Below are 15,434 nucleotides of genomic sequence, written 5' to 3'. Positions count from 1 at the left end.
AACCTTCAAGGCGCTCCGGTACGTTCTGGCTTACATACACATAATAATGCAACAGCAGAACAGCCAAGCATCACAACAGCGACCGGCCCAAGTGTTCCATCATGCAATATTGACCAAACAACTCCCACAGCAGCACCCATGGCGAACTCAGTGACACCAATGACAGCCGTCGCCGTGCCGGAACGGTGCGGAAAAAAATTCAGAGCCGCGGAGGTTCCGTTCGCTGCAATCAAGCCTAAAGCGCCAACAAACACCATATTCAGAAAAACGACCCAATACAGCTCTGCTGTCATTAAAGCCGCAACCAGTAGACCACAACCAGCCATAAACTGGATTAACAAACCAACCTGCAGAATACTCACAGCATGAAAGCGCTCTAACGCCAGGATGTTAATGCGATTCATCAACATCATCACGATAATATTGGCACCAAATAAAAATGGAAATTGCCTTTCCGTTGCACCATAAAGTTCCATATAGACAAACGGAGCAGCAGTAATAAAGGCAAACATACCGCTAAAAGCAAAAGCCACTGCACCGACAAATCCAAATGCCTGGCGGTGACTTAATACTTCCCAATAACCCAACAACACGCCACGTATTCCCGTCGATGTACGCTCCGTCGACTTTACACTATGGGTTTCCGGTAGCTTACGGATAACCAGAATCATCACCAGCACAGCATAGACAGCCAAAGCAGTGAAAATGCTTTGCCATCCGAAATAATAAACCACCTGGGAACCCAACAAAGGTGCCAGCAAAGGAGCACTCATCATTACCATGGCGACCATAGACATTACTTTGGCGGCTTCATCACCAGAGAATAAATCCCGGATCATGGCTGAAGAATTTACAATCGCTATACCGCCACCAATCGCTTGTACGACACGCATAACCAACAACCATTGCAGGCTGTCTGCGAAGCTGAGTAGCAAGCTCGTAAGTGCAAAAATGATTAATCCGGCAAAAATGACCGGCTTTCGCCCAAAGCGATCCGACATTGGCCCGCCAACCAATTGTCCGATCGCATAACCGATTAAAAATGCACTGATGCTCAGCTCAACCTGATGAATATCGACACGCAAATCCCCCGCCATGACTTTCATCGCCGGCAAGTACATATCAATGGCTAAAGGCGCAACAGCCGTCAGCATCGCAAGCAAAACAGCCAATAACTTTGCTGTAGGTTGTTTTGCTGTAGGTTGTTGAGTCGCTGACATCATTTTCCTATGCATTAAATTTAAGATTGAAATAACAACGGCTTTCGCCAGCCGAAAAAAATCCCGTTATACCTAAAGGCATAACGGGATTTTTATGTCGCGGGACAGGTATCAATTACAGATGTTTTACCTGATCGATCTCGTATTCAACGGCGCCGGCAGGAACCTGAACCACAGCCACATCACCTTCTTCTTTACCAATTAACGCACGCGCAATCGGTGAAGACACAGAGATTTTGTTCTGCTTAATATCCGCTTCATCATCACCCACAATCTGGTAGGTCACTTCTTCATCGGTATCCAGGTTGATCAGGCTCACAGTGGTACCAAACAATACTTTGCCCGAGTGCGGGATATTTTTAATGTCGATAACCTGTGAATTTGACAGCTTACCTTCAATATCCTGAATACGGCCTTCAATAAAACCCTGCTGTTCACGCGCAGCGTGATATTCAGCGTTTTCTTTCAGGTCACCATGCTCACGCGCCTCTGCGATATCCGCAATCACCTTAGGGCGAGCAACCGTTTTTAATTCGGTTAACTCTGCTTGCAAAGCCGCTTCACCTTCAACGGTCATCGGGTACTTTTGCATTGTTTTCTCCTTGCAACGCGACTATTTAATAGTCGCGTGTAACTCTTGTAAACGATGAACGTCTTTCAGACCTTCAGAGCGCAGACCTTCAACAACGGCTTCTGCACCCGCCAATGTGGTGGTGTAATAAACCTTATGCTGCAGCGCACTGCGACGAATATCAGCAGAATCCGCAATGGCCTGAGCACCTTCAGTAGTGTTCACGATCAACGCGATTTCATCGTTCTTAATCATATCAACGATATGTGGACGACCTTCAGTCACTTTGTTCACACGCTCAACTTCGATACCGGAGTCTTGCAGTAACTGACAGGTTCCCGAAGTTGAAACCAGCTTAAAGCCACATTCAACCAGACCTTTGGCCACTTCAACCACACCTTCTTTATCGGCATCACGCACCGAAACAAAAGCAGTGCCAGAATCCGGAATCTGCGCACTGGCACCCAGCTGAGCTTTAAAGAAAGCTTCGCCGAAGGTTTTACCTGCGCCCATCACTTCACCGGTAGACTTCATTTCAGGGCCTAAGATCGGATCAACACCCTGGAACTTGTTGAACGGGAAGACCGCTTCTTTCACCGAATAATACGGTGGAATAATTTCGGCGGTGAAGCCCAATTCAGCCAGTGTTTTACCGGACATTACCTTAGCCGCAATCGCCGCCAGAGAGGTACCGATACACTTAGATACGAATGGAACCGTACGGGATGCGCGAGGGTTCACCTCGATCACGTAAATTTCACCATCCTGCCATGCCAGCTGAGTATTCATTAAGCCAACAACGCCCAGTTCCAGCGCCATTTTCTTAACCTGCTCACGCATCTCGTTCTGAACATCTTCAGGCAAGCTGTACGGAGGCAGAGAACAGGCCGAGTCACCGGAATGAATACCGGCTTGTTCGATGTGCTGCATGATCGCGCCGATCACCACTTGTTCGCCGTCACAGACTGCGTCGATGTCCACTTCAACCGCACGGTTCAGGAAGTAGTCCAGCAGTACCGGAGAATCGTTAGAAACCTGTACCGCTTCACGCATGTAGCGACGCAGGGATTCTTCGTTGTTAACGATTTCCATCGCACGACCACCCAATACATAGGAAGGACGTACCACCAGCGGGTAACCAATTTCGTTGGCCTTGATGACGGCTTCTTCAGCCGAGGTTACGGTCGCGTTAACCGGCTGCTTCAGACCCAGACGCTGGATCATTTGTTGGAAGCGCTCACGGTCTTCCGCACGGTCGATGGCTTCTGGCGAGGTACCAATAATGGGGACACCAGCGGCTTCTAATTCATTCGCCAGCTTCAGTGGCGTTTGACCACCGTACTGAACGATCACACCTTTTGGCTGCTCTTTGTCACAAATCTCTAATACATCTTCCAGTGTCAGAGGCTCAAAGAACAGACGGTCGGAGGTATCGTAGTCGGTCGAAACGGTTTCAGGGTTACAGTTCACCATAATGGCTTCGTAACCTTCTTCTTTCGCCGCCAGTGCTGCGTGTACACAGCAGTAATCGAACTCAATACCCTGGCCAATACGGTTAGGACCACCACCCAGAACGATGATTTTTTCACGATCGGTTGGGTTCGCTTCACACTCTTCTTCGTACGTGGAGTACATGTACGCAGTGTCGGTGGCAAATTCGGCGGCACAGGTATCAACACGCTTGTAGACTGGACGAATATTCAGCTTCTGACGGTGCTTACGGAACGCTTTTTCAGACACACCCAGCAATTCAGCCAGACGCGCATCGGAGAAACCTTTACGCTTCAGACGGAAAATCGCGTCAGCATCCAGTGCACTCAGGCTGCTTTCAGCGACATTGGCTTCGTCTTTAATGATGTCTTCGATCTGTACCAGGAACCATGGATCAATACCGGAGTATTGGTAAATCTCGTCCACACTCAGGCCAATACGGAACGCATCACCCACGTACCAGATGCGATCCGCTCCTGGGGTGTTCAGTTCGGCAATGATCTTCTCACGCGAACCTTCGGCTTGCAGATCCACTTTCGGATCGAAACCCGTCGCGCCAACTTCTAAGCCACGCAGCGCTTTCTGCATGGATTCCTGTTGCGTACGACCAATGGCCATCACCTCACCCACAGACTTCATTTGTGTGGTCAGACGACCATCCGCTTGTGGGAATTTTTCGAAGGTGAAACGAGGAATCTTAGTAACAACATAATCGATGGATGGCTCGAAAGAAGCCGGAGTCGCACCACCGGTGATGTCGTTTTGCAATTCGTCCAGGGTGTAACCAATCGCCAGCTTGGCGGCTACTTTCGCAATCGGGAAACCGGTGGCTTTAGAAGCCAGTGCCGAAGAACGAGATACACGAGGGTTCATCTCGATCACAACCATACGGCCGGTTTTTGGATCCAGGCCAAACTGAACGTTAGAACCACCGGTTTCTACGCCGATTTCACGCAGTACAGCCAAAGAGGCATCACGCATGATTTGGTATTCTTTATCGGTCAGAGTCTGAGCTGGCGCCACTGTGATGGAGTCACCCGTGTGAACACCCATGGCGTCAAAGTTTTCGATCGAACAGATGATGATGCAGTTGTCGTTCTTATCACGAACCACTTCCATCTCGTATTCTTTCCAGCCGATCAGGGATTCGTCGATCAGCAGCTCGCTGGTTGGCGACAGGTCCAGGCCACGAGTACAGATTTCTTCGAACTCTTCTTTGTTATACGCAATGCCACCACCGGTACCACCCATGGTGAAAGAAGGACGAATAATACATGGGAAGCCTAAGTCCTTCTGAACTTCGCGCGCTTCTTCCATGCTGTGAGCGATACCCGCTTTCGGACATTCCAGGCCGATTTTTTTCATTGCCTGGTCGAAACGGTTACGGTCTTCGGCTTTATCGATGACGTCGGCTTTTGCACCAATCATTTCAACGTCGTACTTTTCCAGTACGCCAGCCGATTCAAGACCCAATGCACAGTTCAGTGCAGTCTGACCACCCATGGTCGGCAGCAGCGCATCCGGACGTTCTTTTTCGATGATTTTGGTAACCGCTTCTACCGTGATTGGCTCGATGTAAGTGGCATCTGCCATGGACGGGTCGGTCATAATGGTGGCTGGGTTAGAGTTCACCAGAATGACACGGTAACCCTCTTCACGCAGGGCTTTACAAGCCTGTGCGCCAGAGTAGTCAAATTCACAGGCCTGACCGATCACGATCGGACCAGCACCAATAATTAAGATACTTTTAAGGTCGGTACGTTTTGGCATGTCTCAGGCTCTCTTAAGCGTTGGCTTTTTCAATCAGTTCAATGAAGTGGTCGAACAGAGGCGCAACATCGCGCGGACCAGGACTTGCTTCAGGGTGACCCTGGAAGCTGAACGCAGGCTTGTCAGTACGAGCAATACCTTGCAGAGTGCCGTCGAACAGGGACTTGTGAGTCGCTTTTAAGTTGGCAGGCAGAGTGGCTTCATCAACGGCAAAACCATGGTTTTGGGAAGTGATCATCACAACCTTGCTATCCAGATCCTGTACCGGGTGGTTACCACCGTGATGACCGTGAGGCATTTTCACGGTTTGTGCGCCCGATGCCAGAGCCAGTAATTGGTGACCTAAACAGATACCAAACACAGGAATGTCGGTTTCTAAAATTTCTTTAATCGCTTCGATGGCGTAAGTACATGGCTCAGGGTCACCCGGGCCATTCGACAGGAAGATACCGTCTGGATTCATCGCCAACACTTCAGATGCAGGAGTCTGAGCCGGAACAACCGTCAGTTCACAACCACGTTCGGCTAACAGGCGCAGGATGTTGCGTTTCACACCGAAGTCATAAGCAACCACTTTGTACTTCGCATCTTTCAGCTCGCCGAAGCCTTTACCCAGCGTCCAGTCTTGCTGAGTCCAGCTGTAAGCTTCAGTAGTGGTTACTTCTTTCGCCAGATCCATGCCTTTCAGGCCAGGGAACCCTTTAGCCGCCTCAATGGCTTTGGCGATGCCTTCTTCTGATTTGGCGTCAGCGCCGGCCATGATACAGCCGTTCAGAGACCCTTTTTCTCGCAAGATACGCGTCAGACGACGAGTATCGATATCGGCAATACCCAGAATGTTGTGTTCTTTCAGGTACTCGTCCAGCGCTTTTTCACTGCGGAAGTTAGAAGCGATCAGAGGCAGATCGCGAATCACCAGTCCTTTGGCAAAAATACCGCGAGACTCTTCGTCTTCGCTATTCACACCGTAGTTGCCGATGTGTGGGTAAGTCAGTGTAACAATCTGGTTGGCATAGGATGGGTCAGTCAGGATCTCCTGATAACCGGTCATGGAGGTGTTAAATACCACCTCTCCCACAGACAGACCTTCGGCACCAATAGCGGTACCTTTGAAGATGCTGCCGTCCTCAAGAGCTAGAATGGCTGGCGTAGACAAGGCTCAAATCCCCGAAGTAAGAACAATCTGGCGACACGGGTAACGCAAAAACTGCAGGCTCAAGTCGCAAAAAAGCGGGATGGAACCCAGAAGGTTTCATCCCGCTTTTTTGACTAAATTCTGATCTGCACGGCTACTCTTTCAGTGGCTGTTGCGTTACATGCTTAAACTAACACTAAAGGATACTAAAAACAGATACTTATGTCCACATGCAAAGCCGGGCCAGTAGCTTAAGAAAGTTCTTCTCTACCCTACCTTAAAACATCACCTCAATACCGTATTCCGACATACAAGCAGGAATACAATCTGAGATTTTCCGATATATCAGAAAATCCTTTCAAACGTTATTCATAAGAGAGTAACCAATGCACCCTGCTCACTAATTGAATATATATTCAATATTTAAGCGGTTATCAGTGTCGCTATGGATAAACCATTAAATCATTTATATAGATAAATAATATATTGATATTCCATAAGAGGATATTTGGCCACACAGTCAATTAATATACTTAATGTTAACGATACAAATGTGCCAAAAAAGCCAGAAAAAATAAGCGTTTCCGGACATACCCGGTTTTTATGAAAAAAGGCCTAGTTACACCAATTTACATAATGTAACATACAATTTGATACCTGAAAGTGCTTCACTCGCACGGCTGTAACGTTTTTCATTACAGTGGTATTGAGAGGTTAAACAGTGTGTTCGTTAAATACAGTCAAATCTCTCAATAAAACGAGAATTTAAATAATAAACATTCCGTTTAAGAAATTAAAAATATAACCAAAACAGAGGTCTAATCATGCCAGTAGCCGTTGATGGTCGTCGTCGTCTGCAGCCAGAAGAACGTAGACGCTTGCTATTAACCTATGCCGTCGAAGTGTTCGCACGTCGTGGTATTGGCCGCGGTGGGCATACGGAAATTGCCGAAATGGGCGGAGTATCCGTCGCAACCGTTTTTAATTATTTCAAAACTCGCGAAGCATTAGTTGAAGCAGTATTGGAAGATGTCGAAAACTATTTAGTTTCATTAGCTGAGTCAGTTTACGCCGAAGAAACCGACCCGGTTCAGGCTATTCGCACTCATATCAAGGCATTCCTTAATGCCTGTGAGGAAAACCCTTCTTATATTAAAGTCTGGCTGGAGTGGAGTGCTTCAGTACGTGAAGAGACCTGGCCATCTTATCTGGAGTTCCAGAACCGATTACTGGACATGATCGCCAAGCAAGTCGATAAAGGCGTCAAACAAGGTTTAATGGAATCAGGCCTGGCTCCGAAAGAACGCGCACGTTGGGCATTAGGTAATGCTCAAATGCTGGTGTCGATGGTATTTGATCCAAACGGCAAACCACGCGGCATGGAAAAAATGGTTGAGCGTGGCTTTGATCACATGCTGGGCGTCAAAGGCTAAACCTTCTATTCCGCTTGTGATGAGAAATAAAAAAAACCGCTTCTTTGCAGAAGCGGTTTTTTTATTGTTTGATCAGACTCAGAGTTAAAAACCCAACACATCCTGCATATCGTACAAGCCATGTGTTTGTTCGCTAATCCATTTTGCACTGCGCACGGCGCCTTTTGCGAAAGTCATCCGACTTTGAGCTTTGTGAGTCACTTCAACACGTTCACCATCAGCAGCAAACATCACAGTATGATCACCCACTACGTCACCACCACGAATGGTTTCAAAGCCAATTTGTTTGTGCGGGCGAGCACCGGTCTGACCTTCACGGCCGTAACACGCTACTTCGTTTAAATCCCAGCCCATGGTTTCGGCAACGACTTCACCCATGCGCAGCGCCGTACCAGATGGTGCATCTACTTTATGCTTGTGGTGCATTTCAATCACTTCGATATCACTGTCATCGCCCATCACTTTGGCCGCCATGCGTAACAGGTTCAGACACAGGTTAACGCCTACGGAGTAGTTCGGAGCAAATACAATCCCCATGTCGTTCGACGCTTGCTGCAGACGTACTTTCTGCTCATCGGTCAAACCGGTAGTGCCAATCACGATGCTTTTGCCGTGGGTACGGCACAGCTCAACATTAGCCATGGTGGATTCAGGAGAAGTGAAATCGATCAGGACATCAAAGTCGTTAATCACCGCGTCCAGACTGGTTGCTGTTTTAACACCCATTTCCTTCCCAAGACCCGCCAGACTGCCTGCATCAATGCCCGCCATCGGATCATCAGCCAATACAACAGTGGCACCCAGTTGTGCGTTTTCATCGTTAGCAACCGCTTCAATTAAGACACGGCCCATACGGCCAGCAGCTCCGGTAATAGCAATGCGAGTCATGGTGTTTCCTGAGAGTTCGATAGAGAAAATTGAAAGGATTATATAGAGAAAACAGTGGCTGAACAGCCGGGATATTTTTAGCCGCCGCGCCGAAGGGCCATCCATGGCCCTCCCGCGCTAGCGCGACATCCTGTCGCTGCTATAAAAACATCCCGACTCTTCAGCGTTATACAGAAGAGAGAGGTAATTACATTTCTTCGAAGAAACGCTTCGCTCGCTCAAAGAAACTCTTATTTTGTGGTGAATGTTTTTCGCCCGCTTTTTCACCATTCAAAGATGCCTGGAATTGTTGTAACAATTCTTTCTGCTCTTTGGTCAGATTCACCGGCGTTTCTACCTGCACACGACACAGCAAGTCGCCCGGAGCACCACCGCGCACAGGAACTACACCTTTACCACGCAAGCGGAATAATTTACCGCTTTGTGTTTCGGCAGGAATCTTCAGCTTAACGCGGCCATCCAGCGTTGGCACTTCCAGTTCACCGCCTAAGGCTGCATCCACGATGCTGATAGGCACATCGCAATAGAGGTTACGGCCATCGCGATGGAATAACTCGTGCTCACGTACGCTCACCTGTACATACAAGTCGCCCGCTGGACCACCCATGGCACCCGCTTCACCTTCGCCGGATAAGCGAACGCGATCGCCGGTATCAACACCCGGTGGAATTTTCACCGACAGTGTTTTGGTTTCTTCTTTAACACCACGACCATGACAGCTGTTACATGGGTCATCAATGATAGTGCCCTGACCACGACACGTTGGGCAGGTTTGCTGAACAGAGAAAAAACCCTGCTGCATACGCACCTGGCCCTGACCATGACAGGTGCTACAGGTTTTAGGCTTAGAGCCATCTTTAGCGCCAGAACCATCACAAGTATCACAGGTCGTCAGAGTAGGAACGCGAATTTTCTTTTCGACACCGCGTACCGCTTCTTCAAGTGTCAGCTCCATGGTGTAACGTAAGTCGGAACCACGTTGTGGGCCACCACGACCGCCGCGACCACCACCGCCTCCGCCGCCAAAAATATCGCCGAAGACATCGCCGAAAATATCACTGAAGCCACCAGCACCGCCGCCACCAAAGCCGCCAGCCTGACCATCCACACCCGCATGACCATACTGGTCGTACGCAGCACGCTTCTGCTCATCGCCTAAGATTTCGTAAGCTTCTGTCGCTTCTTTGAACTTGGCTTCGGCATCAGCATCATCCGGGTTACGGTCCGGGTGATATTTCATCGCAATTTTACGATACGCTTTTTTCAGCTCTTTTTTATCGACGCCTTTGGCTACACCAAGTACTTCGTAATAATCTCGTTTCGACATGATTTTGCTCGTTTTAATGGCAAAAAAACGCGGGTAGTTTTCTAACCGCGTTTTGTTTGAAGATCAGTCACATTATTTTTCTGTCACACCCATCTCAAGGAGCGTCCCTGAATCCTGAGATGGGAACGCCCGAGTCCATCGGGCTGTTTTCGAAAAACAATCTGACTAATCTTCTTTATCCGAAACCGCTACTTTAACAAACAGCGATTGAGGAGTTATCAAGAAATGGTCGGAGGTGTTTTCATAAAGCAGTGACAGGATGTCACGGTAGCGCGGCAGGGCCAGGGATGGCCCTTCGGCGCGGCGGCTTGAAAACACCGCCGACTATTTCTCAGTATTAAGCGTTAAACGCTTACTTATCTTTTACTTCTTCAAACTCAGCGTCTACAACGTCGTCGTCCTGACCACCTTGCTGTGCACCGGCATCCGCAGCGCCTTCCGCACCTTGCTGTGCCTGAGCCTGCTCAGCGTACATCTTCTGTGCCAGAGAGCTGGATGCTTCGGTCAGCGCGTTAGTCTTCGCTTCGATGTCAGCTTTGTCGTCAGTTTTGATTGCTTCTTCTAAATCAGCAACAGCTTTTTCGATCGCAGTTTTCTCTTCTTCAGTCGCCTTATCACCGGCTTCTTCCAGAGTTTTCTTAGTCGCGTGGATCAGGCCATCGGCTGTGTTACGAACCTGAATCAGCTCTTCGAACTGCTTATCCGCTTCAGCATTCGCTTCTGCGTCAGCAACCATCTTCTCGATCTCGTCATCGCTCAGGCCAGAAGAGGCTTTAATCACGATGGACTGCTCTTTACCAGTCGCCTTGTCTTTCGCGCTTACGTTCAGAATACCGTTCGCATCGATGTCGAAGGTCACTTCAATCTGAGGTACACCACGTGGAGCCGGTGGAATATCAGACAGATCGAAGCGACCCAGAGATTTGTTTTGTGCCGCTTGCTTACGCTCACCCTGTACCACATGGATGGTTACTGCTGGCTGGTTGTCATCAGCGGTTGAGAACACCTGAGATTTCTTCGAAGGAATCGTGGTGTTTTTCTCGATAACCGCAGTTGCAACGCCACCCATGGTTTCGATACCCAGAGTCAGAGGCGTCACGTCCAGCAGCAGTACGTCTTTCACGTCACCAGCCAGTACCGCACCCTGAATCGATGCACCAACAGCAACCGCTTCATCCGGGTTAACGTCTTTACGAGGCTCTTTACCGAAGAACTCAGCGACTTTTTCCTGAACCATTGGCATACGGGTCTGACCGCCCACCAGGATCACTTCGTCAATTTCGCTGGAAGACAGGTCCGCGTCTTGCAGAGCAATACGACATGGCTCCAGAGAGCGAGCAACCAGATCTTCAACCAGAGATTCCAGCTTGGCACGAGTCACTTTTACGTTTAAGTGCTTAGGACCGGTCGCATCCGCCGTGATGTACGGCAGGTTCACGTCAGTTTGTTGTGCAGAAGAAAGCTCAACTTTTGCTTTCTCAGCCGCTTCTTTCAGACGCTGCAGAGCCAGTGGGTCATTGTGCAGATCGATGCCGCTTTCTTTCTTAAATTCGTCAGCCAGATATTCAATCATGGCCATATCGAAGTCTTCACCACCCAGGAAGGTATCACCATTGGTTGCCAGTACTTCGAACTGCTTCTCGCCATCAACGTCAGCAACTTCAATAATGGAGATATCGAACGTACCACCACCTAAGTCATATACCGCGATGGTGCGGTCGCCGCCTTCTTTATCGATGCCGTAAGCCAGTGCCGCAGCGGTTGGCTCGTTGATGATACGCTTAACTTCTAAACCCGCGATTTTACCGGCATCTTTGGTTGCCTGACGCTGAGAGTCATTGAAGTAAGCCGGAACAGTAATAACCGCTTCAGTCACTTCTTCACCCAGGAAATCTTCTGCGGTTTTCTTCATCTTTTTCAGAACTTCAGCAGAAACCTGTGGTGGTGCAAACTTGTCGTCTTTTACCGATACCCAAGCATCGCCATTGTCCGCTTCGATGATTTTGTACGGAACCATAGAGATGTCTTTCTGAACCACGTCATCTTTAAAACGACGACCAATCAGACGCTTAATCGCGAACAGGGTGTTGTCCGGGTTAGTTACTGCCTGACGCTTAGCTGGCTGGCCTACTAAGGTTTCGCCATCGGTGTAAGCAATGATGGAAGGGGTAGTACGATCGCCTTCTGCGTTCTCAACAACTTTTGACTTTTCGCCATCCAGAACGGCCACACAAGAGTTGGTGGTGCCCAGGTCGATACCAATAATTTTACCCATAATCGTGATCTCCAACGTTGGGCGGCGCTGGCCGCCTCAAAAAATTATTAACAATAGATTTTGTATTGATTTCTATATAAGTCCGCTCGCTCGCCTTTCAAGGCTGGGCGGATAAAAAATTATGCGTTTTCGTCGATTTGCGGAGCACCCTTGCTCACCATCACCATGGCGGGACGCAACAGACGACCTTGCAAGGTATAACCCTTCTGCATTACAGCAATCACGGTGTTAGGCGCTGCTTCTGCGCTCTCAATCATCGACATTGCCTGGTGCAATTCCGGGTTAAAGGTTTCACCCATCGGATCAACGGTTTCTACTTTGAATTTCGCAAGACCAGCCGCAAAACCCGTCAGTGTCATTTCCACACCTTCACGCAGAGGTTTGGTCGCTTCGTCATCACCGGCAGCGGCCAGTGCACGATCCAGGTTGTCTGCCACGCTTAACATTTCGTTAGCGAACTTTTCTACGCCAAACTTATGCGCTTTTTCGACATCCGCTTCGGCACGGCGACGTACGTTCTGCATCTCTGCCTGAACCCGTAACATCTGATCTTTCAGATCAGCGATTTCCTGTTGAGCGGCTTCCAGCAGAGAAGTCAGTGCTTCGTCACCGGTTTGCTCATTTGCGCCTTCAACTGCTTCTTCTGCAGTCGCTTCGGTTGCTTCAACCTGCTCTTCAGCTGGCTTCTGGATTTCGTCCTGAATGTTCTGCTCTTCAGACATCAACTTTTCCTCAATCAGGGATCGTTCAATTTGTTTCGATGAGAGGTATATGGGAGCGCCAGAACCGTTTTCAAGGGCTGAAACTCACACAACTTGACGGAAAGTCGATTAAATTCTTGACAGCCAGAGACACTGTACATATAAACACTGTATGCATGATCAGTATAGGAGCTGGGTATGTTGTTACATTTATCTATCCATCAGTTTGCGTTAGTGGATGAACTGGAGCTGGAATTTAAACCCGGCATGGCGGTGATTACCGGCGAAACCGGTGCAGGCAAGTCGATTCTGCTGGATGCTCTCGGCATCGCACTCGGACAAAGAGCGGAAGCCGATAGCGTGCGCTTTGGTGCCAATAAAGCCGAAGTCAGTGCCAGTTTCACCCCAAACGACAATGCCAGAAGCTGGTTAGAGCAACGTGACCTGCCCACGGACGATGATCAGATTATCCTGCGTCGGGTGGTTTCCAGCGAAGGCCGCTCCCGTGGTTATATCAATGGCCGCCCGGCCTCTGCCAATGATCTCAAAGATCTGGCTCAATGCCTGATTGATGTTCACTCGCAACATGCTCACCAACGCCTGCTGCAAAAAGATACACCACGACAACTGGTGGATGCTTTTGGCAATTTACAACAGGATGCTCGTGCGGTTTCACAAGCCTTTAAACACTGGCAGAAGAATGCCCAACGGTTAAAAACCCTTAGCGAAGAAAGCAGCGAAATACAGGCACAGCGTCAGCTACTCAGCTATCAGGTTGAAGAATTACGTGAGTTAAACCTGAGTGAAAACGAATTGGATGAGTTAGAAGCCGAACATAAACGGTTAGCCAACGCTGAAACCATGTTGCTCAGCGGCCAGCAAGCTCTGGCTTCCTGCCTGGGTAACGAGAGCGCTGAAATGGCCGCAACTCAACTGGCCTACCAGGCGATGAATCTACTGAATCAACTGGATGACAATCACCCAACTCTGCTGGAAGCCAAAGAGTTGTTACAGCAAGCGCATATCCAGCTGGAAGAAGCTGGCTTATCGCTGCAGCGCTATCTGGAACAAGTCGATATAAATCCGCATCGGTTACAGCAAGTAGAGAGTCGTTTAGGTGAAATCTTTTCGGTGGCCCGCAAGCATCAGATTCAACCACAGCGCCTATATCCATACTGGCAGGAACAGGAAGATCAGTTAGCTCAGTTAAATCTCAGCGACGATGATTTATTAGAACTGGAACAGGAAGTGGAACGTCTGCGCGAACACTTCCAACAGCTGGCACAAAAGCTATCAAAAAAACGTCAGAAAGCAGCCGCGAAACTTGATAAAGAAGTGGAAGCACACTTTGACTCACTGGCATTAGGTCGTGCGCGTTTTATGACTCAATTAGAGGCGCTCGAGTCTCAACAAGCCAATCAACACGGTATCGACAACATCAGCTTCCACGTACAAACCAACCCGGGTATGCCTTCCGGGCCGTTGGCCAAAGTGCTTTCTGGTGGTGAGCTCTCTCGTATCAGCTTGGCGATTCAGGTAGTGACTGCAGCTACCAGCCAGATTCCAAGTTTGATTTTTGATGAAGTGGATGTCGGCATTGGTGGCGGTACCGCCGAGCGCGTAGGTCGTTTAATGCGATCTTTAGGCAAAGAGGACGGCCAGGTTATGTGTGTGACCCACCAGCCACAGGTTGCTGCTCAGGCTCACCAACATTTTCAGGTGAGTAAAATCAGCGGCGATAATTCCACTCACACTCAGATTCGTGAACTCAACAACAAACAACGCTCGGAAGAGTTAGCACGCATGTTAGGTGGTGTGGATATTACTCAACAAACCCTGGCGCATGCTCAGGAGATGTTAGACCTGGTGCAATGATGTTGGCCTGATCTACTGCACCTTAGCAGAAACAAAAAAGCCGGATTCTGATGAATCCGGCTTTTTCAGTGATGCTGTACGATTTTATCAGGCGATTACTTCTTCTTGCCCGGAGGATAGGCTTCAAAGATGGTTTTTAAGGCTTCCTGAATCTGTTCAGTACGCTCGGCCGGAGTACGACCTTCTTTGATTGTGTCGGAGCCGGCACCACGCCACAGCAGATCTTTGCTTTTAGCATCAACGATATCAATGATCAGAGTCCCTTCTTTGTACTCATGCACGCGGGTGTCAGCCTGCAAACCTGCACCCAAACCACGATATGAATACGGGTAGTAACCAAAGCTGGTGTAGAAGGTATTCACATCCGTTTTGTTCTCTACCTTAGTCAGGTAATTCACCAGAATCTGAGCTTCTTCTGCTGGCACCTTGGTTAAACCTGCAGAGGTTAATTGCTGCTCTAACCCTTCACGGATACGGCGATCATTTAAACCATCCACATGATATTTATGAGAACCACTGTCTTTTGAGGTTTCCAGCCAGTTCCATTTTTTCAATTCAGCTAAGTTTACGTCTTCGTTGTAGTCGTAATCGGTACTGATTGAGCTACAGCCTGCCAGCAGCAAGATGCCAGCCCATGCCATGATTTGTTTTAACATAATACTGTCCTTTGTTGATTCATCTGAAGTCTTTCTGGCAAACACTTTATCAGGTTCTTATGACGGCGCAATTGAGATGTGTTAACAAACAT

The 15,434-nt window shown here is 48.8% G+C and carries 11 protein-coding genes; 2 read left to right on the top strand and 9 right to left on the bottom strand.

Annotation, left to right across the window (positions count from 1 at the left end; all coding sequences use genetic code 11):
* Positions 1 to 5: 5 nt before the first annotated feature.
* The 4 genes from KFF03_RS02995 to carA form a co-directional block, all read right to left on the bottom strand.
* Positions 6 to 1,223, bottom strand: a complete 1,218-nt coding sequence (locus KFF03_RS02995) for a Bcr/CflA family multidrug efflux MFS transporter (RefSeq protein WP_255858807.1) — start codon at positions 1,221 to 1,223, stop codon at positions 6 to 8.
* A 112-nt stretch (positions 1,224 to 1,335) separates the two neighbouring features.
* Complete coding sequence (gene greA, locus KFF03_RS02990) at positions 1,336 to 1,812, bottom strand: transcription elongation factor GreA (protein WP_255858805.1); 477 nt, start codon at positions 1,810 to 1,812, stop codon at positions 1,336 to 1,338.
* A 21-nt stretch (positions 1,813 to 1,833) separates the two neighbouring features.
* The gene (carB, locus tag KFF03_RS02985; protein ID WP_255858803.1) at positions 1,834 to 5,052 is read right to left on the bottom strand and encodes a carbamoyl-phosphate synthase large subunit; all 3,219 of its coding nucleotides are present in this window, start codon (positions 5,050 to 5,052) and stop codon (positions 1,834 to 1,836) included.
* A 13-nt stretch (positions 5,053 to 5,065) separates the two neighbouring features.
* Positions 5,066 to 6,208 (bottom strand): glutamine-hydrolyzing carbamoyl-phosphate synthase small subunit, encoded by a 1,143-nt coding sequence (carA, locus tag KFF03_RS02980; RefSeq protein WP_255858802.1) that lies wholly within the window; start codon positions 6,206 to 6,208, stop codon positions 5,066 to 5,068.
* Positions 6,209 to 7,011: 803 nt separating this feature from the next.
* On the opposite strand from carA, the gene KFF03_RS02975 reads away from it, so the two are divergent.
* The gene (locus KFF03_RS02975) at positions 7,012 to 7,620 is read left to right on the top strand and encodes a TetR/AcrR family transcriptional regulator (RefSeq protein WP_255858800.1); all 609 of its coding nucleotides are present in this window, start codon (positions 7,012 to 7,014) and stop codon (positions 7,618 to 7,620) included.
* Between the two features lie 84 nt (positions 7,621 to 7,704).
* Here KFF03_RS02975 and dapB read toward each other — a convergent pair whose 3' ends face one another.
* From dapB to grpE, 4 genes are all read right to left on the bottom strand, one after another.
* A complete protein-coding gene (gene dapB, locus KFF03_RS02970; RefSeq protein ID WP_255858799.1) occupies positions 7,705 to 8,508 on the bottom strand; it encodes a 4-hydroxy-tetrahydrodipicolinate reductase in 804 nt (267 codons plus the stop codon).
* 187 nt (positions 8,509 to 8,695) lie between these two features.
* Positions 8,696 to 9,835 (bottom strand): molecular chaperone DnaJ, encoded by a 1,140-nt coding sequence (dnaJ, locus tag KFF03_RS02965; RefSeq protein ID WP_255858797.1) that lies wholly within the window; start codon positions 9,833 to 9,835, stop codon positions 8,696 to 8,698.
* 352 nt (positions 9,836 to 10,187) lie between these two features.
* On the bottom strand, positions 10,188 to 12,110 hold the full coding sequence (gene dnaK, locus KFF03_RS02960) for a molecular chaperone DnaK (RefSeq protein WP_255858795.1): 1,923 nt from the start codon (positions 12,108 to 12,110) through the stop codon (positions 10,188 to 10,190).
* A gap of 119 nt (positions 12,111 to 12,229) precedes the next feature.
* Positions 12,230 to 12,832 (bottom strand): nucleotide exchange factor GrpE, encoded by a 603-nt coding sequence (grpE, locus tag KFF03_RS02955; protein WP_255858794.1) that lies wholly within the window; start codon positions 12,830 to 12,832, stop codon positions 12,230 to 12,232.
* A 177-nt stretch (positions 12,833 to 13,009) separates the two neighbouring features.
* Between grpE and recN the strand changes: the two genes are divergently transcribed.
* A complete protein-coding gene (gene recN / locus KFF03_RS02950; RefSeq protein WP_255858793.1) occupies positions 13,010 to 14,686 on the top strand; it encodes a DNA repair protein RecN in 1,677 nt (558 codons plus the stop codon).
* 95 nt (positions 14,687 to 14,781) lie between these two features.
* Here the strand turns inward: recN and KFF03_RS02945 are convergent, their stop codons facing one another.
* Positions 14,782 to 15,342 carry a DUF4136 domain-containing protein gene (locus tag KFF03_RS02945; RefSeq protein ID WP_255858792.1) on the bottom strand — a complete coding sequence of 187 codons (561 nt, stop codon included), beginning with the start codon at positions 15,340 to 15,342 and terminating at the stop codon, positions 14,782 to 14,784.
* Positions 15,343 to 15,434 lie beyond the last annotated feature (92 nt).

It is taken from the genome of Bacterioplanoides sp. SCSIO 12839 (assembly GCF_024397975.1).
GTDB lineage: Bacteria > Pseudomonadota > Gammaproteobacteria > Pseudomonadales > Oceanobacteraceae > Bacterioplanoides.
Note: the sequence above shows the minus strand (reverse complement) of the source record. Positions and strands in the feature narration are given on the sequence as shown.